Raw genomic sequence first — 23,502 nt, 5'->3', positions numbered from 1 at the left:
TCTTAGAAGCCTTTAGCAGGCCTTTCGAATGTCGTTAGACAAACACCAGGGGGAACGGTGAAAACGCGGCGCGTCATGAACCCAAACCTCTCGTAGAGGCTTATAGCAGGTGCATTCGCAGATCCCGTGGACACGATGAATCGTGTGGCTCCCTTTTGTTCTTGATCATTCAGTATATGCTGTAAAAGGGCGCTAGCAATCCCTCTGCGAAAAAAATCGGGATGAACCATCATCCGGCAGATCGTCACAATACAGCCTTCACGCTCAAATGAAATGGCCCCTGCAAGCTTAGACGTCCCTTGTTCCTCCACATAGAACCCATAGAAAGTTTCCTTCGCTTCACGTATGGACATAATGCCATCCTTCAAAGGTGGAATATCCTCAAATCCGATCAGTTCAGCCTCCACACGGTAGGAAGCGATTTGAAGTGCGAGCAGGGTTAGAATTTCTTCGTTCGTTTGTAAAAGTAGTTGTTGAATAGACAGTGGAATCACTCCTATGGGTGGAATTGAAAAAAAGTGGTGTCCTACGTACGAGGATCACCACTTCTACCTTATCATTTGCTGTTCAGGCACTCCACAATTAATTTATTGACGAGACCTGGATTCGCTTTACCTTTGGTTTCTTTCATTACTTGCCCGACTAGGAAGCCTACGGCTTTTTCTTTACCCGCTTTGAAGTCTGCAACGGATTGCGGACTGTTCTCGACTACCTGCTCAACAACGGCCTTGATCGCACCTTCGTCACTAATTTGCACAAGACCTTGCTCTTCAACGATCTTCATCGGCTCTTTGCCGGTTTCGATCATTTCTTTGAACACGGTTTTGGCAATCTTATTGGAAATCGTGCCTTTCTCAATTAAGCCGATCATCTCGCCTAACCCTTTACCGGTCACTTTCACATCGGAAAATTCGAGGGAGTTGGCATTGAGATATCCGAGCAAATCACCCATGATCCAGTTCGATACCGCTTTGGCATCTTGGGTATATTGCAAGCTTTGTTCAAAGAAATTAGCCATCTGCATGGAAGCTGTGATAACAGCCGCGTCATAGCTTGGCAAGCCATATTCACTGCTGTATCTTGCTTTACGGGCGTCTGGTAATTCTGGAATGGAAGCTTTAACGCGCGCTTTCCATTCTTCATCGATATAGAGGCTGACCAGATCTGGGTCTGGGAAGTAACGATAATCATGCGCATCTTCTTTGCCACGCATAGCGAGTGTTTTCCCTTGCGTTTCATCCCAGCGGCGCGTTTCTTGAATGACTTCTTCCCCGCTTCTGAGAATTTCCGCTTGGCGATATTCCTCGTATTCAAGACCACGCTGCACACCACGGAAGGAGTTCATGTTCTTGAGCTCGGCACGCGTACCAAATTTCTCTTGGCCGAATGGTCGAATGGAAATGTTCGCGTCGCAACGCAGCGAGCCTTCTTCCATTTTCACATCAGAAACGTCGCAATAGATCATGATCGCTCTGATTTTCTCTAAGTATGCACGAGCTTCCTCGGGTGAGCGCAGATCAGGTTCAGATACGATTTCGATCAGCGGCGTGCCAGCACGGTTCAAGTCAACAAGCGAAGCATAACCGCCATCAATATGAGTCAGCTTACCTGCATCTTCTTCTAAATGAACACGTGTAACACCGATTCGCTTCGTCTCACCGTTCACTTCAATGTCTACCCAACCGTGCTCGCCAATCGGTTTGTCATATTGGGAAGTTTGGTACGCATCGGGTGAATCTGGGTAAAAGTAGTTTTTGCGATCGAACTTGCTGTCTGTCGCAATTGTACAGTTCAGCGCCATTGCTGCTTTCATCGCGTACTCAACCGCTTGGCGGTTAAGTACCGGCAGAACACCAGGATGGCCTAAACAAACTGGACATGTATTCGTATTCGGAGGTGCTCCGAATGAGGTTGCACAACCACAAAATATTTTGGAAGCGGTATGAAGCTCTACGTGAACTTCAAGACCGACTACGGTTTCAAATTGGATATCTGTTGCCGACAAAGTGAATGCCTCCTTCGTTACTCTCTAGCTATTAACTTACAATTGCGGGCGCTGCTTGTGGTGGTCTGTGTGCTGCTCGAAAGCGTGGGCTACACGCAAAACGGTAGCTTCATCCAATGCTTTGCCAATAATTTGCAAGCCAACTGGAAGTTCATTCACGAATCCGCATGGAACGCTAATGGCTGGAATACCAGCTAAACTGACCGGAATGGTCATGATATCGTTCAAATACATCGTTAATGGGTCGCTGCTTTGCTCACCGATTTTGAAAGCGGTGGTTGGAGCCGTTGGCCCGATGATGATATCGTATTTGTCGAACACTTGATCAAAATCTTGTTTGATCAGAGTGCGAACTTGCTGAGCTTTCAGGTAATACGCATCGTAGTAGCCTGAGCTTAGCGCATACGTACCTAGCATGATCCGGCGTTTGACTTCTGGACCAAAGCCTTCACTGCGGGATAGATTGTAGAGATCCAACAGATTACGTGCATTATCGGAACGAACACCGTAGCGGATGCCGTCAAAACGAGCTAAGTTCGAAGAAGCTTCAGAGGAAGCTAATAGATAGTAGGTGGCTACCGCATATTCCGAATGCGGCAAGCTTACTTCTTCCCACACAGCGCCTTGGCTTTCAAGCACTTTGAGCGCTTCAAGCACTTTGGCTTTAACCGCTGGGTCAATCCCGTTGCCCATGTATTCTTTGGGTACGCCGATGCGCAGACCTTTGACGTCGCCAGTCAATGCGCTGAGGTAGTTAGGGATTTCCACATTCGCAGACGTGGAATCCTTTGGGTCATAGCCTGCGATAGCTTGCATCGCATACGCAGCATCTTCTACGTTCTTCGTCAACGGCCCGATTTGGTCGAGGGAGGACGCGAATGCGACCAACCCATAGCGGGACACGAGCCCGTACGTCGGCTTCAGACCGACGATGCCGCAATAAGCTGCCGGCTGGCGAATCGAGCCGCCGGTGTCGGAGCCCAACGCGAAGTACACTTCGCCTGCTGCGACTGCAGCTGCCGAGCCGCCGCTGGAGCCGCCCGGTACATAATCCGTGTTCCACGGATTGTGGGTTGGGTGGAACGCGGAGTTCTCGTTGGAGCCGCCCATCGCAAACTCATCCATGTTGAGTTTGCCGATGGTCACTGCTTGTGCTTCCTTGAGCTTGCTAACGACCGTCGCATCATAAATCGGAATATGATTGGATAAGAATTTGCTTGCACAGGTTGTTTTGAGGCCCTCGGTCACCATGTTATCTTTGATCCCGATGGGTAAGCCGAATAAATCACCGCGAGTTGCATTGCTAAGAAGCTGCTCGTCCAGCTTCGCTGCGGTCTGTCTTGCATTTTCTTCATCTAATGTAAGGAAAGCGCGAACCTTGCTCTCCACTTGTCCAATTCGTGTATAGGATTGATCCACAAGATCCGAAACCTTGATTTCTTTGCTTTGCAGCTTCGCGTGGATTTGTTGTAGGTTTAATTCAAACAAAGACAACGACAGGCACTCCCTTTCATCTCTAACTTATTCTAAAACAGCAGGAACCTTGAACTGTCCATCCTCATGATCAGGAGCGTTCAGCAACACTTTTTCAATCGGCAGTGACGGCTTCGCAACATCTTCGCGCATCACGTTGACTAATGGCATCGCATGGCTCGTTGGTGCAACACCTTCGGTGTTCAATTGATTCAGCTGCTCGGCATATTTTAAAATGGCATTAAGCTGATCTGTAAATAGATCTTTTTCGGTATCATTGAGATCGAGTCTAGCCAGCTTGGCGACATGATCGACATCTTTCTTCGTTATGCTCACGTATTCTACACCCCTTGTATCAGCGTTTAGTCATTCTTTTCATTATATCCCAGAAATTTTGCGAACTCAATCCAGAATAAGGATTGTGGGGTGATATGTGAGTTATGCATATAGAAGCTTGGGCAGAAAAAATTCATGTAAATGACTGGTCCGATTGTATCTACCTCGTAAACCATGGTAAAATGGATGAAAATGGTAGTGAAGAACACGCCGCATTTCTTGGTCAGCATTTGCTGATTCAAGGGAGCGGCTTATTCATTTTCAGAAAAGAGGCGAGCTTTCTTCTGATGTCGTTATTTGAGAAATCTTACGAAGTTTTTCTGCAACAGCATTATTCCTCACGCAAAGGCGAACGGTTAAGACGGCTTAAAGAGGGGCATGGTCATGCCGAACAGCTATTTATTAAACATGTATGGTGGAAGGCGTTGGGGGAGTTTCAATACTTGCATCCTGAGTATGAGGTCAAAGATTTCCGTGATGGCACTCGTTATCTTGATTTCGCCTATATACGTCAAGCACTGAAACTTGCTATCGAAATTGATGGGTACAACACGCATTCGAGTCAGATCAGCCGCACCCAATTCTCAGACCAGTTGATCCGCCAAAATCATCTCGTCATCGATGGCTGGAAAATCTTACGTTTCTCCTATGATGATGTGAAAGATCGACCGCGGATGTGTGAGCAGATTCTATTGCAATTTCTCGGGAAGTATTTTGGTGAACATCGAGAGGGGCAAGGTCAAGTTGGGGAGTTAAGTGTTGTTGAAAGGGAGATTTGTCGGTTGGCATTGTCTGCTGAGAAGCCAGTGACTCCTCGCGTCCTGTGCGAATTATTTCGATTTGGGGTTAAGAAATCGAGGCGGATTCTGCATCAAATGCTGGAGAAAAATTTACTTGTAGCAGCGGGTGAGGGGAAGCAGCGGATTAAGTGTTATCGCTTGCATCCTGCGGTCGCGGCATGGATCGTTAGTTGATGTGCTGGTAGCTGTAAGGACCAGAATGGGCGTTGCATGGGGTTGGCAGGCTTTTGGTGATTCTACCACAGCTGTAAGGGCCAAAAGGGGCCCTTCAGCTGCGGGGAACGCCCCGGGGTTGAGCTGTAACGCCCAAAAAGGGCGTTACGAAGGGGGCGGGCGGGCTTTCGGCGATTCTGCCACGGCTGTAACGCCCAAAAGAGGCCTAACAGCAGCACGAGCGGCTTCGGGTGGAGGTGTGAACGTAAAAAAATACGACAGCGCATCCGCACCGTCGCATTCTCTATTAAATCCAGGCTTTCAGCCCGATTTGCTTGATAAATTCTTCGCGGGACTGCACTTCTTTGTCCCGTTCCTTCTCCGGCTCAGCCGCCGACTCGCCGGTCATGATTTTACGAAACAAGGCTTCGTTTTTCGTGGCAAGCGCAAAATCGATTAACGCTTCTCGCTCCACTTGCTCCGCCTCTTGCTGAATCAGAACTTCCTCGAGTTCAATGTCCGTTGCAGTCACGTAGTAGTGTTTGTTCTCCTTCGGGACACGCACGACATAGTCGAAGATGTTATCGTTATTTCGGTCATACGCTATTAAATAGCCATATCCACCGATGGGTAGATTCTGTTCTAAAGAATCCCCGATGATGATAATTTTCTCGCCAAGACGAAGCATCTGCTTTTCCCCCTGCCTATATATCACTCTCAAATGAGCTCTATGAATATACGAAAACGTTCTATTGCCTATCGTACTAAAAAAACTAGTTTGTGTCCAATTGACATCTGTTGTTCATATTCCATTCATATTTCTCACGTACGATGAGCTTACTTCCATTGATAAAGGAGTTGCTCATTATGCTACAACGATCCCAAAGATCCCTCAACACCTTACGCTATGCCGGGTGGGCTGAAGGTTTATCTTTTCTAATTCTGCTCTGTATCGCTATGCCGCTTAAATATGCATTTGACATGCCGAAGGCTGTTCTCATCGTAGGTATTACCCATGGTTTTCTATTCGTACTATATCTGCTTTCACTCGCTTGGGTCACCTTACAGCATCGTTGGTCAATAAAACGTGTGTTCGGGGCATTCATCGCGGCTTTCATTCCTTTTGGGCCGTTTGTGTTCGACCGCCGCATCCGCAACTAAACGCCTCCCTCCCCTTCGTAAAATTTCAGAAAGCGGCATGAAACTGATATAGTGATAGAACACTATTCTATCAAGCAAGTGAATTTACGGAGGAAATCATGTCAGAACAAGCAACAATGAAGAAAGCACGCCCCTCATTAACGGAGGGACCGATTACCAAGACATTGATTTTATTTTCACTGCCCATTCTACTAGGGAATGTCCTGCAGTCTTTGAATGGTTCGATCAATACAATTTGGATCGGAAAGTATCTAGGCGAAGTCGCCCTAGCTGCGACATCGAATGCGAACATTATTATGTTTTTCTTAATTAGCTCCATCTTCGGAATTGCCATGGCGGCCGTCATTCTGATCGGTCAGAATCTCGGTGCCCAGAAGGTTCAAGAAGCCAAAAAGGTCGTAGGTACGAGCACTGTTTTCTTCCTTGTTTTATCAATTATCGTGGCTGCCTTGGGCTGGATTTTCTCTTCCACGATCCTTGGATGGATGAATACCCCGCTGGATGTGAAGGAATTTGCCGTTACGTATACGCGCATTATTTTCGCGGGCGTTCCGTTTATGTTCGGCTATAACTTGATCATGGCCATTCTGCGGGGGTCGGGCGATGCCAAGACGCCGTTTTACTTTTTACTTTTATCCGCTGTCCTCGACGTTGCGCTCAATCCTTTATTGATTCAAGGAATGGGACCCTTCCCGAAAATGGGGATCGCTGGTTCCGCTGTAGCGACTTTTATCGCGCAGTTGGTCAGTTTCGTTTTACTAATTGCCTACTTATATAAGAAGAAGTACTTTCTGCGCATCACCAAAGCGGATATTCCCTTACTGCGGATCAACTGGAGCATTATTCGTACACTAATTCAAAAAGGCCTGCCCATGGGTTTAAACATGGTTGTTGTCTCCATGAGCAACTTGATGTTGGTTCATCTTGTTAATGCTTATGGCTCTGAATCCACAGCCGCTTTCGGGGTGGCCATGCAAATATCCAGTTATGTTCAAATGCCAGCAATGGCAATAGGCGGTGCTGTGACTTCGATGGCCGCGCAAAATATTGGTGCTGGTAAATGGGATCGTGTCAACCGAATCACTTGGACAGGTGTTAGCGTAAATATCCTGATGACGGGACTTATCGTTGCTGTCCTTCATTTATTTAATCGTGAAGTCGTTTCCTTCTTCCTTCCCCCTGAAGGTAAAGCCATTGATATTGGCGTGCATATCAACAATATTACACTATGGTCCTTTATCATTTTCGGCATCTTCAATGTCGTCGCTGGGGTTGTCCGATCCGCGGGATCGGTTGTATTTCCACTTCTCGTCGCTTTTGTTGCACTGTTGCTCGTTCGAATTCCACTTGCCACGGCGCTGTCGCACACGTATGGTTTTGATGTCATCTGGTGGAGCTTCCCGGTAAGCTTCAGTGTCGCCGCGACATTGAACCTGCTCTATTATCGCTTTGGAAAATGGAAGCAAGCCCGTATGCTGGCTAGTAGAGCCTAATTGTTAGCAAGCAACGACCCTACAAAAAAAGTCTGCCGAGCCAAGGAATTTGGCTTGAGTAGACTTTTTTGGCATCGAATATGGTACGTGTAAACGCAACTAATAACGACTATTTTACAGATGGAGCAGATCTTTATGAATTTTGATCACAATCTTCTTATTCGTCGTTGATTCGGTAATCAAGCAATTCGGTCGATGAATATCAGACGGGAAGCACACGGCGAACATGCCGGGTTTGAGCAAAATATCCGTTTCAAGCTGGTCTGGATCTGATTCGTAGAAGGCGATATCATGCGACTCAAACTTGTTATCTACGATAATAGACTGATCATTCAGCCTATAGAAACATAATCGTTCTTCACCGCTCACGAGAAATTGAATATCTGTATACACGCGATGGGATTCCGGAATCTGCTCTTCCCTCGGTCGTGTCACCGACTCCTGTACATTCGCATACATCAGGTGGCCATTATCGCCCTCGAGATCATAACGTCCTAATTCGGCATCACCCAGATTACGGTTCAAAATATAATCAATTCCCCGCGCTACAGCCGCCGGCCATAGATGCCGTTCTTGTTCAAAATGCTTCACGTCACTGATAATCATCGCTATTGACTCCTTTGTAAAAAGACCCGCCAAGTAGGCGAGTCTTCTATATCTTAGAACTTCTCTTGATTAGCGCCTTCCCAATCGGCAAGGAACTTCTCGATGCCCGCGTCTGTCAGCGGGTGTTTGCTCATCGATTCTATCACTTTATATGGCACTGTCGCAATATGTGATCCCGCAAGCGCTGCTTCAATAACGTGAGCAGAGTGACGGACACTTGCAGAAATAATTTCGGATTTGATCCCATGGACTTGGAAAATTTGACTGATTTCTTTGATCAGGTTGATCCCGATTTGGTTGATATCATCCAAACGTCCGATGAACGGAGATACATACGTTGCACCTGCACGAGCTGCGAGCAACGCTTGTGTCGAGCTGAAAATCAAGGTAACATTCGTCGGAATACCGAGTGATCTGAATACGCTAGTCGCTTGAAGACCGTCCAATGTCATTGGAAGCTTGATGACGACATTCGGGCTTAATTTGGCAAGCTTTTTACCTTGCTCAACCATTTCGTCGGCTTTCAAAGAAACAACCTCTGCACTGATCGGAACATCGCCAACGATGGAGATAATTTCTTTCACCGTTTCGAAAAAGTCTCTTCCTTCTTTGGCAATCAATGAAGGGTTCGTTGTTACCCCTGCAACGACGCCTAACGCGTGTGCTTTACGAATTTCCTCTACATTAGCTGTGTCGATAAACAATTTCATCTGTATCCCTACCTTTTCTCCCGCTATGGGTGCTTATTGGAAATACTTCTGTCTGATTTGCCCAACGATTGCTTCTGCGGTAAAGCCATATTCACGAATGACGCGATCTGCTTTCGCTGATGCCCCGAACTTGCGGATGCCGACAACGAAGCCATCTTGTCCCGTAATTTCTTCCCAGCCAGCCGGATAAGCCATTTCCATCACAACATTTTTGGTTATATGAGGCAAAAGAACTGCATTCCGCACCTCGTCTGGCTGCGCCTCGAACAATTCACGGCTTGGCATGGAAATGACACGAGCTCCAATTCCATCTTGCGCCAACTGTTTCTTCACGTCAAGTGCTAAGCTCACTTCCGAGCCAGTCGCGATCAATTGAACCTCAACAGTCTCACCCTCAGCAACATCAGAAAGCACATAAGCCCCTTGATGAATATGGTCAAAAGCAAGCTTATCCGTGCCTGGAAGTACCGGCAAGTTCTGACGGGAAAGCGCGAAGACGAACGGCCCTTCCTTCGCTTGAAGGACATACTCCCAAGCGGCCGCTGTTTCGTTCGCGTCAGCAGGACGGAACAAGGTTAGATCTGGAATCATCCGCAGGGATGGAATTTGTTCAATTGGCTGATGCGTCGGGCCATCTTCGCCGACAGCGATGCTGTCGTGTGTGAACACGTACGCAACTGGGATCTTCATCAGCGCGGATAGGCGAATGGCTCCGCGCAAGTAGTCGCTGAACACAAGGAATGTTCCGCCGAAAGCGCGCAGTCCGCCGTGAAGCAGCATACCGTTCAGCGCTGCGCCCATGGCGAATTCCCGGACGCCGAACCAGAAGTTGCGTCCGCTGTAATCTGCCGCGCTGAATGCCGCGGCATCACTGATCATGGTGAAGTTGGAGCTCGCTAGGTCGGCAGAGCCGCCTACCAATTGAGGTACCCGCTTCGCCAAGCCGTTAATCACTTTACCGGATGCGGTACGCGTCGAAATCGCGCCACTCTCTGGGGTATAGCGCGGCACATCGGCGTTCCAGTCCGCCGGAAGGTCGCCGCTGTTCGCGAGCTCGAATTGCTTCGCGAGCTCGGGGTAAGCGGCCTGGTAGCTGTTCCACAGCTGCTGCCAGTCGGCTTGTGACTGAGCTCCCACCTGCTTGTGGTGGGCGAAGTGTGTGTAAACCTCAGCCGGGACGTAGAAATCCGGCTCGAGGGGCCAGCCCAGAGCTTGCTTCGTCAGAAGCAGCTCTTCTTTGCCGAGCGGCGAGCCGTGCGTGCCGCCGTGGCCGCCCTTGCCGGCTTTGTTCGGCGAGCCGAAGCCGATGGTTGTCTTAATCTCAATCAGCGTTGGACGATTGAGATCAGCCTTACCCTCTGCGATCGCCGCGGAGATCGCATCCACGTTGTTCTGCTCTTCCACGCGCAGGTATTGCCAGCCGTAGGATTCGAACCGCATTTTAACATTCTCGGAGAACGACATGTTCAAGTCGCCATCGAGGGAAATATCATTAGAATCGTAGAGAACGACGAGTTTACCTAGTTTGAGATGACCCGCTAAGGAAGCCGCTTCAGAGGAAACCCCCTCCATAAGATCACCATCTCCGCAAATCGCATACGTAAAATGATCAACGACAGGGAAATTCGGCTTGTTATACACAGAAGCTTGGTGAGCTTCAGCCATCGCCATCCCTACCGCCATGGCAACACCTTGACCAAGCGGTCCTGTTGTTGCTTCTACGCCTGCTGTATGACCATACTCAGGATGTCCTGGTGTACGGCTACCCCATTGACGGAATTCCTTAATATCATCTAGGGATACATCGTATCCGCTAAGATGAAGTAAGCTGTACAAGAGCATCGAGCCGTGTCCTGCTGACAAGACAAAGCGATCGCGATCAGCCCACTTCGGACTTGCAGGATTATGTTTCAAATGACGTGTCCAAAGCGCATACGCCATCGGTGCCGCGCCCATCGGCATGCCAGGGTGACCCATGGCTGCTTTCTCAACAGCATCAATTGTAAGTGTTCTAATTGTGTTGATGCTTAATTCTTCAATCCCTACGGTTGTTCCATTCAAAGCGATACGCCTCCATCCAATTGGTTGTATTTCGTTTATCTACTCTTTATTATAAGAGGTGATTGAACATTAAAATAATTAATAGTTTCGATACTCGCTATAGAAGCTGTCTATATTAGCACCTCTCGCTCCATTAAATTATACAAGGCTCGAATACATGCAAGAATCGCAAAAGGGGACACACTCAGCTCTCCACTGAGTGTGTCCCCTCCCCTTTACATACAAACCATCGCCTTAATCACCTTCGACTCCGGCTTCAGCCACGATTCGAACTGATCCACCATCTCCTCGAAGGAGGAACGATGCGTGATGTATCGCTCGATGTCGATGCTGCCTGTTTTTAATGCGCTGCGTACGGTGTCAAAATCCGCCATGGTCGCATTGCGGCTGCCCATTAGCGTGAGCTCCCTTTTGTGAAAATCGGGATCATGAAAAGTAATATCGGCCTTAACGAGTCCGACATACACAAGCTTGCCGCCATGTGCGACAAGTCCGAATGAGTCCGTCATCGACCTTGCGTTCCCCGTTGCGTCGAAAACCACCGTTGGGAATTCACCATCGGTTAACTCCGATACTTTCTCCTTCGGCGATTGAAGTGCATTCACGGTGTGATCCACGCCCGCCCAATCACGACAAAACGCCAACCGTTCCTCGTTGATATCCATCGCAATCACGTTAGCACCTAGCTGCTTCGCCAGAATCATCACGCCAAGCCCAATCGGACCTGCCCCAATGACTAGCGCTGTTCCCCCTGCACGCAGCTCCGATCTGCGCACAGCATGTGCACCTATGCTTAGCGGTTCCAGCATGGCAGCTTGATCGAGTGTAAGGCCATCCGCCTTAACCAAATGACTCACCGGCACTGAAACTCGCTCCCGCATGCCACCATCCACATGTACGCCGAGTACCTTCATGTCTGTACAGCAATTCGTTCGGCCATTCCGACAGGCGATACACGTACCGCAATGCATGTACGGAACGACGCTAACGAGATCACCAACTGCCAAACCCGTCACGCCCTCACCAAGTTCCTCCACGTAACCAGCAAGCTCATGACCTAGAATACGCGGGTAACTGAAGAACGGCTGATTTCCTTTAAACGCATGTAAATCCGTCCCGCAAATGCCAATGCGCTTAATGCGAACGATAGCTTCCCCACTACCTGCGGTTGGCTGCTCTACCTCGACATACCGAAACTGCTCAATTTGTTCACAGACGATCGCTTTCATGTTTGCCCTCCTTCACAACTTGTAGAACGCCTTAGCATTAAGTCCGAATAAGCGAGCATTAGCCTCTTCTGACCAGCCCTCTGGCAATGCGTGAGTCACGACATCGACGACATCCTCGTAACCTGCTGCTAATAGGCATACCGGCCAATCACTGCCGAACATTACTCGCTCAGTACCGAAAGACGCTAAGATATGCTGAATATAAGTGGTAAAATCCTCTTGCTTCCAATCCGTATGACTCGCTTCCGTCACCATCCCTGAAACTTTACAGTAGATATTCGGGTGCGCCGCAATCGCCGCCATTTGGCTTTTCCAAGGTTCGATCACACCCGCTGCAATCGAAGGTTTTGCTATATGATCAATGACCGCGCGCAGACCTGGGACGAGCTCCAGAAGCTCGATGACTGGCTCAAGTTGATGTGCGACAACCAGAAGATCAACCGGCACGTCTTCACTTGCGAAATAGCGCAGAGCTTCTACAAAATGAGGCTGAAGAATAGCCCGAGCGTCCGCCATCTCTTGAATCATGATCCGAAAGCCGACATAGTTGGGATGCTCGCTATGCTTTTTGTAATGAACAACATAATCAGGATCGTCTAAATCAAGCCAGCCCACAACGCCAGCAATCGTATCTGAATGCTCACTTAATGCGAGTAAATAGTCTGTTTCTTCTAGTGTAGGTGCCGCTTGGACAACAATGGTCTGATCCAAATGATTCTGCCCAAGGTGCGGAGTCAAGTCGTCCGGTAAGAAATCACGATACAACACAGGCAGTTTTGGTGATAGCCACCCATAGTCCCCACGGTCAATTTTCCAATAATGCTGATGTGCATCAATACGCATGCGATTCTCCTCTTTCTTAACGTAATATGATATCGCTTACTTTCATTGTAGCATCAATAATTCATTATGAAATATCGATATCTGGCAAATATGTACGGTTTTTTGATATTATAGAGAAACCTGATGTGGAAGGAATGACACTTATGGATCCTATTCGTAAAATCTTCGATAATCACGATGCCTTTCCTTTTTCTTTCGCCTATAAAAATACAAAAAGCTCGCTAAGCGAGCTTCCTGACCATTTCCACGACTGGTATGAAATTGTGTATGTGTACCGCGGCAGTGGTACTTTTTTTATCGATCATACTTTTTATGACATGAAGCAGGGCGACCTGTTCCTCATCCCCGGCAACACGATTCACCGAGCAACCCCTGACAAGGACACGCCCGTGACATCCACGGCTATTTATTTTTCTCCTAGCTTGCTGCAAAACCCTTTGTTAGGCGATGAGTTCTCCTATTTACATAGTTTTGAACAGGCGACGGCCCTTCGCAGTTACCAGTTGAGCACACGGTTAGCACAGGCGCAGCATCTAGATCAATCTCTGGAATCCATGCACCTGGAACTTAAACACCCCAGAGTAGGTCAGCGCCAAGCTATCTTTCTACAACTGCTTCAGCTTCTGCTTTATATTCAGCGCGAGATGGGCTCTGAAACAAAGTCACCGCAGGGAGACTCCCTCGTTGGCCCCGTCTGGATGAGAGAAATCTTACTCTATCTCGATCAACATTTCTGCGAAAATATCGGACTTCGTTCCCTTGCGAAGCAAGCTTCTGTCACGCCGGCCCATTTCAGCCGAGTCTTCAAACAGTTCATTGGAATGAACATCACTACGTATATCATGACCAAACGCATTATCCGTGCAAAGCAGCTTCTTCAGGAGAGCGATGCCAGCGTGCGAACGATTGCGGACTTGTGCGGCTTCGAGAGTTTACCCCATTTTCATGCGATGTTCAAAAGAGTGTTAGGCGTAACGCCTGCGGCCGCACGGAAGTCCTTCATTTCGTCGTGACTTTAAGCTTCCTGCGTCACAAGCCGATCATACAAAAAGTCAGCAATATGAACAGCTTCCATTTTACCAGACTGACCGTGTTTATTGATCCCGAGCTTCATCTGCAGCAAACAACCTGGGTTGCTTGTTACCACATAAGACGCTGTAGTGGCATTCACATTGTCCATCTTATGTTCAAGAATCTGATTCGCCATATCAGGCTGGGTCATGTTGTAAATCCCCGCTGAACCACAGCAGGAGCCAGCATCTTTCATTTCAATATAAGCGGTGTTGCCAATCCGTTGAAGCAATTGCTTGGAAGGCTGGCTTCCCTTCATAACGTTGCGCAGATGGCAGGACTCCTGATACGTAACCCTCGTAGCTGCTTGATTAGTCTGCGCTTCAGCGAAGCGAAGAGGCCTACCTTTTTCCACCAAAATCGTACTAATGTCCTTCACTCGCTTCGCAAACCATACTGAGGATTCCTTCCACTCGCTCTCCTCATGCAGCAAATGATCATATTCCACTAGGATCGCGCCACAACCACCAGCATTCGAAATAATATAATCAACGCCCGCCTCTTGGAAAGCGCGGATGTTATTTTTCGCCAATTGCTTCGCTTGGTCACTCTCACCACTATGCGCATGAAGCGCACCGCAGCAGTTCTGAGACTCGGGAATGACGACATCGAACCCGGCTTCGTTCAATAGTTTAACCGTTTTGATATTTGTTTCGGTGAATAGCACATCCATCAAGCAGCCGCGGAACATTCCGACGGTTCCAAGTTTTTCACCTTTTGCCGGCATGAAAGTGCCTAACCGCTCAACGATCCCTTTGCCGGAAGCATCGGGAAGTATTTTTTCCATCGTTGCAAGATGTTTGGAGAATAGTCCCACAACCCCTGTACCGCGAACTAACTTCTGTATCCCTGACATTTTGTAAAAATGAAGCCCTGTCCCGAGCAGCTGCATCCTCTTTTGGGATGGGAATAGCTCTTTGAACACGAGTTTACGCACGCCGCGCACCCACCATCTATGCTGGGTTGTATGCACTTCGATGGCATCTCGCGCCTGTTCAATGAGCTGGCCATATTTCACATCGGCTGGGCAAGCCGGTTCACAAGCACGACAACCCAAACAGTGATTCATCTGGTCTTCAAAGCTGATACCTGGCTCCATAACGCCATCAACCGCCGCTTTCATCAGCGAGATACGCCCCCGCGGGGATTCTGCTTCAATGCCAGTCTCCTTGAATGTCGGGCAAGCTGGGAGACAAAAGCCGCAACGCATACAGTTGGTTAACTGATCGTAGTCTAGTTTGTTAATCAAGGTATCCCGTAATGTTACTTCATGGATGTTAGACACGATCAATCACCACCCTGCGTCTGGATTCTTTGGCAAACATTTTGCCTGGATTCAAAATATGATGAGGATCGAACGCATCCTTAATCCCTTTCATCATCGCGATCCCGCTGCTTCCTACTTTCCATTCGAGGAATGGCGCTTTCACTAACCCAACACCATGTTCACCAGTAATCGTTCCACCCAAACGAATTGCCGCTTCGAAAATTTCTTCAAATGCCGCTTCTACACGGTGAACCTCATCATGATCCCTTGCATCTGTCGTTGCAGTAGGATGTAAATTACCATCTCCTGCGTGGCCGAATGTACAAATTTGAACATTATGCTTGGTGGCAATTCGATTAATTTCCAGTACCATTTCCGCAATTTTGGAGCGAGGTACCGTTGCATCCTCTAAAATCGTCGTCGGACGAAGGCGAGCAAGCGCCGTGAACGCGCTGCGTCTTGCAGTTAACAGCTTAAGCGCTTCTTCTTGCGTACTCGCGATGCTGACTTCATCAGCCTGTTCCTCCCGGCAAATTTCAGAGATAAGAGCAATATCACGCTCCACCATCTCAGGCTCTCCGTCCTGTTCGATTAGCAAAATAGCTGCCATATCCAATGGAAGCCCCAGTTTAGCAAAATCATCGACCACGCGAATCGTTGGATTATCCATAAACTCCAGCGTTGCTGGAATGATGCGGTTTTCAATGATTTTGGAAACAGTACGCGCTGCGCCGTATAAATCCTTGTACATGGCAAGCATCGTTTTCTTCGCCTTCGGAGGCGGAATGAGCTTGAGCGTTGCTTCTGTAATGACAGCAAGCGTTCCCTCTGATCCGACTAGCAGCTTGGTCAAATCGTACCCCGCTACATCCTTCATCAGCTTGCCGCCGGTACGCATGATTTCGCCCGAAGCAAGGACACATTCAAGTCCGATGACATAATCTTTGGTCGTGCCATATTTCAAACCACGAAGACCACCCGAACACTCCGCAATATTGCCGCCAATTGTTGAAATAGCCATGGAACTTGGATCCGGTGGGTAAAATAAACCCAAATTCTCGATATGCTCGATGAATTGCTTGGTAATAATCCCTGGTTGCACGGTGGCTGTAAGGTTCTGCAAGTCAATATCTAGAATCGCGTTCATGCGGTGCATGACCATCACGACCCCCCCTTGTACCGGAACCGTACCTCCGCACAAGTTAGTACCTGATCCTCTGCTCACCAACGGAATCCGATGCTCATTCAGCACCTTCATAATCGCAGAAACCTGCGCCGTGTCACGCGGATAGATCACCCCGTCTGGCAATGACTGGAGCATCGGCGTCCCATCATAGGAATGGGTAACTAGTGATTCCATATCGTCTTTATAAAAGGCTTCGCCTACAATGGCCTGAAGTTGAAGTCTTACTTGATTGTTGAGCATGTAGTATCCTCCCCTTAATTGCTTAAACTTGCCTTGACCATTTCATCATACGCTTTCACTGAATAATTGATCATGTGATCAGATGACTTTTCTTATATTTTAGCTTATGATGTAATAGATGTATAGATCTTATTTTGAATTTCTCACGGAGGAACTTCCCATGGTATTTCAGCAAATCCGTCCACAAAAGGGTTCGGAAATCGTACTTCAACATATTAAAGCTCAAATTGAAGAAGGCACTTATGCGCCTGGTTCCAAACTCCCAACAGTCGTAGATCTTGCGGCTAGCTTTCAAGTGGGACGCTCAACCATTAGAGAAGCGCTTAGCGGGCTTAAAGCAATGGGATGGGTCGATATACGGCATGGTGGGGGGACTTACGTAGTAACTCAGTTACCAACAGAGTCGAATGGCCTTTTTGATCAAAGCGAATCGCTTCAAGAAGTGCAAGAGGTGCGTAGATTTATCGAGGCCGGTTGTGCTACTTTGGCGGCTAGTCGTCGTACCGATCATAATTTGAACGTGCTCAGAGAGATTCTATTCGAAATGGAAGGATCGCTTGAAAACGAAGAAGAAAGCGAACGGGCTGACATTCGCTTTCATATGGAAATCGCTAAAGCCTCCCAGAATGCCCTCTTCATTGGGATGATGGAATCCTTGACGGAGCGGCTGCAGCTAAGTATGAAGTCTTCCCGCCGACTGTGGTTTTTCGCTGAACGTGCATCGGCCGAGAAGCTGCTGCAAGAACATCGCGACATTGTCGAGGCGATTGCCGCTCAGGATGAGCAGCTTGCCGCGGAGAAGATGTCTCAGCACATTGCGAAGGTTGATCAAGTAATTCAGAAGCTCGCTAATACTTCGACAGACGCTTCTCGACAAGCTTCCTTCAACAACTGATCTGGTAGCTGATCTGTAATGATTCGATTAACGGCATCCAAGGAAGCAAATGAAAACAGATCCTGCTTCCCGCCCTTCGTGGCATCCATAACGATGTTAATTTCAGCTCCTTGTTGGATCGCTAAACGTTTAATCTCGGCCTCATGCATGTTGGAGTTACTAAAACCATACTTAATCGTGACCCCCGTTGTTCCGAGGAACACGCGATTAAACGCCATTTTTGCGATCGTTTCCGCGGCAACAGGGCCAACCATAGTTGAAGTTTGGCCCATCAGCATGCCGCCAATGACGATGGTCGGAATCTGTTTACCTTGAAGCTCCGTGGCAATATTCAACGCGTTGGTCACAACCGTAATAGTGTGGCCAGGCTGGATATATTTAGCTACCTGTAGCGTCGTCGACCCGCCATCCAAGAAAATAGATTCCCCTGGTTGAATGAGCTGTGCCGCCAATTTACCAATTTTCATTTTTTCCTCAATGAGCACGCCGTTTCGTTCGTGTAAAGCAATATCCGCTCCAACCAGGATCGCCCCACCGAACGTACGTTTGATATGTCCCCACTGCTCCAGCTTCTCCATATCTCTGCGCAGCGTCATCTCGGTTACTTCAAATAATTCCTTCAATTCTATGATTTTTACTTCACCGTCGATAGCCATCCGATCTAATATTTGTTGCTGCCTTTGATTCAATTGGTTGTGCATCCTGAAACCTCCGCTACTTATTCCTATCTCTATTATCGCAGTTTTCGATGGCAGGGTTCAACCTATTCTCTGATTCTAATCTTCTTGGATCACCGGCATCCGTTCAATCCGAGGATCTGTGAAAATATCATACTCATCCCGGCTCGTACTAGAGAACTCCGATACGATTGCCCCTTGATCACCGCTTTGAAACCAATGCTTGATGCCTGGTTGAATCGTATATTGCTGACCTGGCAGGAGCTCAATTTGGTGAAACACCGTGTAGTAACTCTCACTTCCGACTGGTACCTGTGCCTGAATGTCAGATGTCGCTTCCCCCTCTACATACAGGAAAACACGACCGGAACGACAACGAAACGTCTCTGTTTTGCCAGGATCATCGCCAATGGGCGGATGGCTATGCTCTGGGCAGGTTTGCCTAGGAAACAAAACTAATTCTTTGGCGCAATACCTGTCCGTATTTATATAGGTAATCAACTCAAGACCTTGTACCTGTAACTCATTCAGACCGAAGCCAGCCACTTCGATACGCCCTATTTCATCTTCCGTAAGCACAATGCTATTCTGCTGTAAAATATCCGCGGTACGCTTCTGAGCAAGCACTACTTCGCTTCTTTTCATTGAACTCACTCCTTTTTATTTATGATGGCAGGGCCCAAACCATAAATCATCATCATTACCAGAACGCCAGTTCGATATATTCAACTTCATAGTACGTTTCTTCCAACCCGTATGAATCCGCTTAACTACCTCAGTTCCGTCCGGAATACCGCTTACCGCATCTTGAAACTCAACATTACATGCACCAACACCAACAGCCATATGTAAAGTTTGCTCCAGTGAATACCCATTCAACAAGCCATAAAGAAAGCCTGCAATCGTGCAATCTCCTGCCCCTGTCGTCCCTGCAACATCTACCTCATAGCAGGAACTCAACAGCTCCGCATTTAGCCAGTTACCCCGCATCTCGTTCGTAGGAGCACATAACCCCATTGCCATAAGTCGAGATTCACTAGGCGTTGTTCGTACATATAGCCCATGTTCACCGAGCTTCAGCCCCACAACAGCTGCGCCCATCTCTAGTAATTCTTCACCTATTTCGGCTAATAATCCTTCTGTCACATAGGGGAAGAGATCGCCTGACTGTGATTCGTCCATCCATTGATCGTAACGATCCCGATGCAGCATATAGACAATTTCCTCGAAGCTAGGCAGAAAGACATCCACGTCAGGTAATACCTGTTCCAAAATGGACCGCCAATCCACTTGTCCTCCCTCCGATTCCGGGTCAGGTTTAGCAAGATCAAGCGATATAGTCATGCCCGTCTTTTTCACTTTTTTCAAAAGCCGAGATAGCTCTTCCCCATTGTTTATGTACATCTGCCGCATTAAAGGCGGATAGCCAAAATGAAATAACCGTGCGCCTGCGAGCTGTTCAATTCGTAAATCATTAGCTGTATAGGTATCATTGGCTCCTGTTGCATGTAAAAAGGTTCGGTCAGTATTCGGCGGGCTAATGACAATGGAATAGGAGCTTATCTCCCCCTCAGCGATAATCATGCTCTCTACCAAGGAAGGATTGTGTGTACTCAAAATAGAAAGAATAGCCTCCCCGAACCGGTCTCTGCCTACCTTGCCCATTAAACTTACCTTGCGGCCTAAACGGTGTAGCGCTAATCCCGTATTGGATACGGCACCACCAGTAGAAAGAACTGCGGGTCCTACTTCCACCAGCTTCCCTGGAAGGAACAAGTCTTTACCTGATGCTTTACTATGCAGCGTTGGGATGATATCTAAACAAATATGCCCCGCCACGATCACTTCTGGTTGAGACAGGTTCAAGATCAATTCCTCCAATCTATAGAGATCGTTTCTCCTGTTCGATTTGATGCTAAAGCAGCAGTAAAGAGGACGTGGCTGTGTGCAGCTTCCTCCGGTGTTGCACAATAGAACGACGGTCTAAGTGGAGACTCTCTATGAACGAGTTCATCACAAAATGCTGCCCACATCTGTAGGATGGAATCCGAAAACCCAAATTCAAAAATCCCCCCCGTAATCGTGCTATATACAGATTTATACGGTGCATCCGCGATATGCCACGCTTGAACACCACCAGGCTTGTATGGCAAGTAAGAAATTTGCTTAGGGTTTTTGGTCGTGAATTCCGCTGAAAGCTCGGTTCCGATAATACGGATAAACCAGGTATTCGCATGGCCCGGCGCAATTCTTTTTGTTGAAAGTACCATCGGAAATTGATTGTCTCCTTGCTCTACTTCACAAGCCAGAATCGCATTATCCCATGTCTCACAAGGCACAATATTTCCTTTGCCATCAGGACGCTCATGTACGATTTGGGACAAAAGCGCTCTTACCGAACGCGGCTTCCAGCCAAAGCGCAGAGGCAGATGCAGGACATGCATGCCTAAATCGCCCATACACCCATATTCGCCATTTGTGGCGATTCGCCTTTTCCAGTTGATGACTTTCGTGGGATCCAGATCACTTGAATGCCAAAAGCCTGCCTCCACCTCAATGATTTTACCGAATTTCTGATCCCTCACCCATTCAATTAACTGCTGTGCTCCAGGATAAAACGGGAATTCGGAGGAGCATCTCACGATAACTTGAGGATTCTCTTCAAGCGCTTTCATAATGTCGCGATTCGCTTCTTGATCAATACCGAATGGCTTCTCACCTAACAAATGTTTACCCGACTGAATAATGTCGATGTATATTTGGGCATGCAGGTTATGTGGAACCGCACAATAAATTGCCTCTACGTCTGGATTAGCCAAAAGCCCTTTATAATCGTTATAGACCGCCTCAACACTCGGTACATTGTCTGTGAACCACGCCGTGGCCGTAGGATTGGCATCGCACACAGCAATTATTTTCGGAGCAAAATCAATATCAGTTAAATGACACCACCGCGCAGCTGCACTCGCAAATTCTTTTCCCATGAGTCCACAGCCAATCACGCCAAAACGGATAATCCTTTTGTCAGACATTCGTATTCACCTCATCCTCTCTTATTGTGCAAGAAACGCAAGTGCTTGCTCTTCTGTAGCTTCATGATGGACTATAGCCATCAAAGCTTTGGTCATCCCTGACGGATTAGGATGCTGAATCACATTGCGACCATACACAATCCCAGATGCTCCTTGCTTCATCAGCTCTACCGTTCTACGCATAATCTCTTCATCACTCGCCCTGCCGCCACCTCGAACAAGAACGGGAATACCGGAAGCAATTTCAATCACCCGATGATAGTCTTCAACATGGTCACAAGGATCTGCTTTTATGACGTCAGCACCTAATTCGACGGCCTGTCGCACGAGAGGGAGAATTTTGTTTAAATCGCCATCCACCATGTAACCGCCCTTGGCTTCGTTCTCTAACATCACGAGGGGTTCTACCATCAAAGGCATGCCATATCTCTCGCATGCTGTTTTGAGCAGCGATACATTTCTCACACACTGATAATGTAACTCGGGTTGATTCGGGAGTAGAAGTAGATTGACACATACGGAAACCGCGTCCAAGCGCACAGCTTGTTCAATCGCATTATCGATGAGTTCACTAAATACATACCGCGGAAGCACGCTTCCATAAATATTAGCGGCATCCGTACGAAGCACCAGCCCCGGCTTCTGACTACCCGGAATGGATTGCAGATGTCGCGCTTGGCCAATGCTGAGCTGTATACAATTTGGGCCCGCATCAACGATGGTCTCAACAGCCCTCTTCATATTCTCTATTCCTGATAAAAAGGTGACTTCATTAAAAAAACCGTGGTCTATCGCCACATCGAAACATTTCCCCTGTGGGCTAAACATGCGGTGCAACCTAGGTTTCAAAGACATCTTATTTCACTCCCTTCATGAATAATGTTATTCTATAACTTTAAATGTTTATTTACAACATGTTTTTTTGTTATAAAAGAACAAAAACCCTCGTTGCACCTCTTTGGCTTCGGGGTTCTACGTAATCTATTATTCAACTGCAGAAAACAAAAAAAGCCTTACTTTAGTAAGGCTTTCCATGTTGTTAACTGTGATACCGGCAAGAGGACTCGAACCTCCACCCTTTCGGACTCGATTTTGAGTCGAGCGCGTCTGCCATTCCGCCATGCCGGCATATGATGCGCGTAGAGGGACTTGAACCCCCACGGTCGCCCGCTAGATCCTAAGTCTAGTGCGTCTGCCAATTCCGCCATACGCGCATGCTGTCAATCAGGCAAATCATGAAGTTGCTAGCCGAAGCTGACTTCACTGTGAATTAATGGGCGGACGACGGGACTTGAACCCGCGAATGCCGGATCCACAAACCGGTGCGTTAACCCCTTCGCCACGACCGCCACAAATCTATTTCTTACTATACCATAATTGGTATGGTGCCGTCGAGAGGACTTGAACCCCCAACCTACTGATTACAAGTCAGTTGCTCTACCAGTTGAGCTACAACGGCATATTCATTTGAAAAATGGTGGCTTTGGACGGAATCGAACCGCCGACACGAGGATTTTCAGTCCTCTGCTCTACCGACTGAGCTACAAAGCCTAACTAGACATTTCAAGAAAAATGGCGGAGCTGACGGGATTCGAACCCGCGGTCTCCTGCGTGACAGGCAGGCATGTTAGGCCACTACACCACAGCTCCATGCTTTTATGGTGAACGCTGACGGGATCGAACCGCCGACCCCTACCCTGTCAAGGTAGTGCTCTCCCAGCTGAGCTAAGCGTTCATGATTGGAGTTTCGCGCCCACGCAAAGTATTCGGAATATGCTTCGTTAGCAATACGTCACTTTGTGGGGACTTATGGTGACCCGTAGGGGACTCGAACCCCTGTTACCTCCGTGAAAGGGAGGTGTCTTAACCACTTGACCAACGGGCCTAACTTCGTGCCGAGGATCCGGCAAAAAAAATACCCGTTAGGGTAACTGCTTGGCAACGTTCTACTCTCCCAGAACCCTGCGGTTCAAGTACCATCGACGCTGGAGGGCTTAACGGTCGTGTTCGAGATGGGAACGCGTGGGTCCCCTCCGCCATCATCACCAAACAGTCAAAGCGTTTTGTTTGCGCCTTGAAAACTAGATACGAAACGTGCGTAAAGTCATACTCTTAGGATTTTCTGGGCCCCAATCAAGTATTCGGAATTCGCTACAAAGCTTATCTTCACTTGGTTGGGATTAGGTTAAGCCCTCGACCGATTAGTATTCGTCAGCTGCATACGTTGCCGCACTTCCACCTCGAACCTATCAACCTCGTCGTCT

22 protein-coding genes, 8 tRNA genes and 2 rRNA genes are annotated in these 23,502 nt (G+C 48.0%); 5 read left to right on the top strand and 27 right to left on the bottom strand.

What is annotated here, in order from left to right; all coding sequences use genetic code 11:
- Positions 1 to 2: 2 nt before the first annotated feature.
- The 4 genes from A8709_RS13190 to gatC form a co-directional block, all read right to left on the bottom strand.
- A complete protein-coding gene (locus tag A8709_RS13190) occupies positions 3 to 494 on the bottom strand; it encodes a GNAT family N-acetyltransferase (RefSeq protein WP_244163181.1) in 492 nt (163 codons plus the stop codon).
- A gap of 62 nt (positions 495 to 556) precedes the next feature.
- Complete coding sequence (gene gatB / locus A8709_RS13185; RefSeq protein ID WP_065852852.1) at positions 557 to 2,005, bottom strand: Asp-tRNA(Asn)/Glu-tRNA(Gln) amidotransferase subunit GatB; 1,449 nt, start codon at positions 2,003 to 2,005, stop codon at positions 557 to 559.
- Between the two features lie 36 nt (positions 2,006 to 2,041).
- Positions 2,042 to 3,499, bottom strand: a complete 1,458-nt coding sequence (gene gatA, locus A8709_RS13180; protein ID WP_065852851.1) for an Asp-tRNA(Asn)/Glu-tRNA(Gln) amidotransferase subunit GatA — start codon at positions 3,497 to 3,499, stop codon at positions 2,042 to 2,044.
- Between the two features lie 27 nt (positions 3,500 to 3,526).
- The gene (gene gatC / locus A8709_RS13175; RefSeq protein WP_065852850.1) at positions 3,527 to 3,814 is read right to left on the bottom strand and encodes an Asp-tRNA(Asn)/Glu-tRNA(Gln) amidotransferase subunit GatC; all 288 of its coding nucleotides are present in this window, start codon (positions 3,812 to 3,814) and stop codon (positions 3,527 to 3,529) included.
- Positions 3,815 to 3,918: 104 nt separating this feature from the next.
- On the opposite strand from gatC, the gene A8709_RS13170 reads away from it, so the two are divergent.
- Positions 3,919 to 4,788 (top strand): DUF559 domain-containing protein, encoded by an 870-nt coding sequence (locus A8709_RS13170; protein WP_244163180.1) that lies wholly within the window; start codon positions 3,919 to 3,921, stop codon positions 4,786 to 4,788.
- Positions 4,789 to 5,074: 286 nt separating this feature from the next.
- Here the strand turns inward: A8709_RS13170 and A8709_RS13165 are convergent, their stop codons facing one another.
- Positions 5,075 to 5,455 carry an ATPase gene (locus A8709_RS13165; protein ID WP_065852849.1) on the bottom strand — a complete coding sequence of 127 codons (381 nt, stop codon included), beginning with the start codon at positions 5,453 to 5,455 and terminating at the stop codon, positions 5,075 to 5,077.
- Positions 5,456 to 5,634: 179 nt separating this feature from the next.
- Here A8709_RS13165 and A8709_RS13160 point away from each other — a divergent pair, with 179 nt between their 5' ends.
- Both A8709_RS13160 and A8709_RS13155 read left to right on the top strand, forming a co-directional pair.
- Positions 5,635 to 5,928 (top strand): DUF3817 domain-containing protein, encoded by a 294-nt coding sequence (locus A8709_RS13160; protein ID WP_065852848.1) that lies wholly within the window; start codon positions 5,635 to 5,637, stop codon positions 5,926 to 5,928.
- A 98-nt stretch (positions 5,929 to 6,026) separates the two neighbouring features.
- A complete protein-coding gene (locus A8709_RS13155; protein ID WP_084224900.1) occupies positions 6,027 to 7,421 on the top strand; it encodes an MATE family efflux transporter in 1,395 nt (464 codons plus the stop codon).
- Between the two features lie 114 nt (positions 7,422 to 7,535).
- On the opposite strand, the gene A8709_RS13150 is transcribed toward A8709_RS13155, so the two are convergent.
- From A8709_RS13150 to A8709_RS13130, 5 genes are all read right to left on the bottom strand, one after another.
- Positions 7,536 to 8,027, bottom strand: coding sequence for a NanQ anomerase/TabA/YiaL family protein (locus tag A8709_RS13150; protein ID WP_065852847.1), 492 nt, complete (start codon positions 8,025 to 8,027; stop codon positions 7,536 to 7,538).
- Positions 8,028 to 8,080: 53 nt separating this feature from the next.
- Positions 8,081 to 8,737, bottom strand: a complete 657-nt coding sequence (gene fsa, locus A8709_RS13145; RefSeq protein WP_065852846.1) for a fructose-6-phosphate aldolase — start codon at positions 8,735 to 8,737, stop codon at positions 8,081 to 8,083.
- 33 nt (positions 8,738 to 8,770) lie between these two features.
- Entirely contained in the window at positions 8,771 to 10,798 is a 2,028-nt protein-coding gene (tkt, locus tag A8709_RS13140; protein WP_065852845.1) for a transketolase, read from the bottom strand.
- A 215-nt stretch (positions 10,799 to 11,013) separates the two neighbouring features.
- Positions 11,014 to 12,027 (bottom strand): zinc-binding alcohol dehydrogenase family protein, encoded by a 1,014-nt coding sequence (locus A8709_RS13135; protein WP_065852844.1) that lies wholly within the window; start codon positions 12,025 to 12,027, stop codon positions 11,014 to 11,016.
- 12 nt (positions 12,028 to 12,039) lie between these two features.
- A complete protein-coding gene (locus A8709_RS13130; RefSeq protein WP_065852843.1) occupies positions 12,040 to 12,870 on the bottom strand; it encodes an amidohydrolase family protein in 831 nt (276 codons plus the stop codon).
- Positions 12,871 to 13,013: 143 nt separating this feature from the next.
- Here A8709_RS13130 and A8709_RS13125 point away from each other — a divergent pair, with 143 nt between their 5' ends.
- Positions 13,014 to 13,883, top strand: coding sequence for an AraC family transcriptional regulator (locus A8709_RS13125; RefSeq protein ID WP_065852842.1), 870 nt, complete (start codon positions 13,014 to 13,016; stop codon positions 13,881 to 13,883).
- Between the two features lie 2 nt (positions 13,884 to 13,885).
- On the opposite strand, the gene A8709_RS13120 is transcribed toward A8709_RS13125, so the two are convergent.
- Both A8709_RS13120 and A8709_RS13115 read right to left on the bottom strand, forming a co-directional pair.
- Positions 13,886 to 15,226 carry a (Fe-S)-binding protein gene (locus A8709_RS13120; RefSeq protein WP_425262325.1) on the bottom strand — a complete coding sequence of 447 codons (1,341 nt, stop codon included), beginning with the start codon at positions 15,224 to 15,226 and terminating at the stop codon, positions 13,886 to 13,888.
- Positions 15,219 to 16,634, bottom strand: a complete 1,416-nt coding sequence (locus A8709_RS13115; RefSeq protein ID WP_065852840.1) for an FAD-linked oxidase C-terminal domain-containing protein — start codon at positions 16,632 to 16,634, stop codon at positions 15,219 to 15,221. The genes A8709_RS13120 and A8709_RS13115 overlap by 8 nt, the downstream gene beginning before the upstream one ends.
- 160 nt (positions 16,635 to 16,794) lie before the next feature.
- Between A8709_RS13115 and A8709_RS13110 the strand changes: the two genes are divergently transcribed.
- Positions 16,795 to 17,529: a FadR/GntR family transcriptional regulator gene (locus A8709_RS13110; protein ID WP_065852839.1), complete on the top strand. Its 735-nt coding sequence runs from the start codon at positions 16,795 to 16,797 to the stop codon at positions 17,527 to 17,529.
- Here the strand turns inward: A8709_RS13110 and A8709_RS13105 are convergent.
- The 15 genes from A8709_RS13105 to A8709_RS13035 form a co-directional block, all read right to left on the bottom strand.
- Positions 17,472 to 18,230: a DeoR/GlpR family DNA-binding transcription regulator gene (locus tag A8709_RS13105; RefSeq protein WP_065852838.1), complete on the bottom strand. Its 759-nt coding sequence runs from the start codon at positions 18,228 to 18,230 to the stop codon at positions 17,472 to 17,474. The genes A8709_RS13110 and A8709_RS13105 overlap by 58 nt on opposite strands.
- Before the next feature lie 75 nt (positions 18,231 to 18,305).
- Positions 18,306 to 18,851 (bottom strand): D-lyxose/D-mannose family sugar isomerase, encoded by a 546-nt coding sequence (locus A8709_RS13100; RefSeq protein WP_065852837.1) that lies wholly within the window; start codon positions 18,849 to 18,851, stop codon positions 18,306 to 18,308.
- A 15-nt stretch (positions 18,852 to 18,866) separates the two neighbouring features.
- Positions 18,867 to 20,072 carry a carbohydrate kinase family protein gene (locus A8709_RS13095; RefSeq protein ID WP_065852836.1) on the bottom strand — a complete coding sequence of 402 codons (1,206 nt, stop codon included), beginning with the start codon at positions 20,070 to 20,072 and terminating at the stop codon, positions 18,867 to 18,869.
- 2 nt (positions 20,073 to 20,074) lie between these two features.
- The gene (locus A8709_RS13090; protein WP_065852835.1) at positions 20,075 to 21,238 is read right to left on the bottom strand and encodes a Gfo/Idh/MocA family protein; all 1,164 of its coding nucleotides are present in this window, start codon (positions 21,236 to 21,238) and stop codon (positions 20,075 to 20,077) included.
- 21 nt (positions 21,239 to 21,259) lie between these two features.
- Positions 21,260 to 22,093, bottom strand: a complete 834-nt coding sequence (locus tag A8709_RS13085) for a class I fructose-bisphosphate aldolase (protein WP_065852834.1) — start codon at positions 22,091 to 22,093, stop codon at positions 21,260 to 21,262.
- Between the two features lie 194 nt (positions 22,094 to 22,287).
- Positions 22,288 to 22,366 (bottom strand) — tRNA-Leu (locus A8709_RS13080).
- Between the two features lie 6 nt (positions 22,367 to 22,372).
- Positions 22,373 to 22,452, bottom strand: a tRNA-Leu gene (locus A8709_RS13075).
- Between the two features lie 62 nt (positions 22,453 to 22,514).
- Positions 22,515 to 22,587, bottom strand: a tRNA-His gene (locus A8709_RS13070).
- Positions 22,588 to 22,621: 34 nt separating this feature from the next.
- Positions 22,622 to 22,697, bottom strand: a tRNA-Thr gene (locus A8709_RS13065).
- Between the two features lie 16 nt (positions 22,698 to 22,713).
- A tRNA-Phe gene (locus A8709_RS13060) sits at positions 22,714 to 22,789 on the bottom strand.
- 22 nt (positions 22,790 to 22,811) lie between these two features.
- Positions 22,812 to 22,888, bottom strand: a tRNA-Asp gene (locus A8709_RS13055).
- 9 nt (positions 22,889 to 22,897) lie between these two features.
- Positions 22,898 to 22,973: transfer RNA gene (locus A8709_RS13050), tRNA-Val, on the bottom strand.
- Between the two features lie 75 nt (positions 22,974 to 23,048).
- Positions 23,049 to 23,123, bottom strand: a tRNA-Glu gene (locus A8709_RS13045).
- Between the two features lie 48 nt (positions 23,124 to 23,171).
- Positions 23,172 to 23,288: ribosomal RNA gene (gene rrf, locus A8709_RS13040) — 5S ribosomal RNA — on the bottom strand.
- A gap of 131 nt (positions 23,289 to 23,419) precedes the next feature.
- Positions 23,420 to 23,502 (bottom strand): 23S ribosomal RNA (locus A8709_RS13035); the annotation flags it as partial.

Source organism: Paenibacillus pectinilyticus (assembly GCF_001700435.1).
GTDB classification, from domain to species: Bacteria; Bacillota; Bacilli; order Paenibacillales; family NBRC-103111; genus Paenibacillus_E; species Paenibacillus_E pectinilyticus.
Note: the sequence above shows the minus strand (reverse complement) of the source record. Positions and strands in the feature narration are given on the sequence as shown.

Bases quoted from the DNA above. Each gene is read 5' to 3' on its own strand.
- A8709_RS13170 (WP_244163180.1), top strand. From the start codon at position 3,919: ATGCATATAGAAGCTTGGGCAGAAAAAATTCATGTAAATGACTGGTCC.
- A8709_RS13165 (WP_065852849.1), bottom strand. From the start codon at position 5,455: ATGCTTCGTCTTGGCGAGAAAATTATCATCATCGGGGATTCTTTAGAA.
- A8709_RS13160 (WP_065852848.1), top strand. From the start codon at position 5,635: ATGCTACAACGATCCCAAAGATCCCTCAACACCTTACGCTATGCCGGG.
- A8709_RS13155 (WP_084224900.1), top strand. From the start codon at position 6,027: ATGTCAGAACAAGCAACAATGAAGAAAGCACGCCCCTCATTAACGGAG.
- A8709_RS13150 (WP_065852847.1), bottom strand. From the start codon at position 8,027: ATGATTATCAGTGACGTGAAGCATTTTGAACAAGAACGGCATCTATGG.
- fsa (WP_065852846.1), bottom strand. From the start codon at position 8,737: ATGAAATTGTTTATCGACACAGCTAATGTAGAGGAAATTCGTAAAGCA.
- A8709_RS13135 (WP_065852844.1), bottom strand. From the start codon at position 12,027: ATGAAAGCGATCGTCTGTGAACAAATTGAGCAGTTTCGGTATGTCGAG.
- A8709_RS13130 (WP_065852843.1), bottom strand. From the start codon at position 12,870: ATGCGTATTGATGCACATCAGCATTATTGGAAAATTGACCGTGGGGAC.
- A8709_RS13125 (WP_065852842.1), top strand. From the start codon at position 13,014: ATGGATCCTATTCGTAAAATCTTCGATAATCACGATGCCTTTCCTTTT.
- A8709_RS13115 (WP_065852840.1), bottom strand. From the start codon at position 16,634: ATGCTCAACAATCAAGTAAGACTTCAACTTCAGGCCATTGTAGGCGAA.
- A8709_RS13110 (WP_065852839.1), top strand. From the start codon at position 16,795: ATGGTATTTCAGCAAATCCGTCCACAAAAGGGTTCGGAAATCGTACTT.
- A8709_RS13105 (WP_065852838.1), bottom strand. From the start codon at position 18,230: ATGCACAACCAATTGAATCAAAGGCAGCAACAAATATTAGATCGGATG.
- A8709_RS13100 (WP_065852837.1), bottom strand. From the start codon at position 18,851: ATGAAAAGAAGCGAAGTAGTGCTTGCTCAGAAGCGTACCGCGGATATT.
- A8709_RS13090 (WP_065852835.1), bottom strand. From the start codon at position 21,238: ATGTCTGACAAAAGGATTATCCGTTTTGGCGTGATTGGCTGTGGACTC.
- A8709_RS13085 (WP_065852834.1), bottom strand. From the start codon at position 22,093: ATGTCTTTGAAACCTAGGTTGCACCGCATGTTTAGCCCACAGGGGAAA.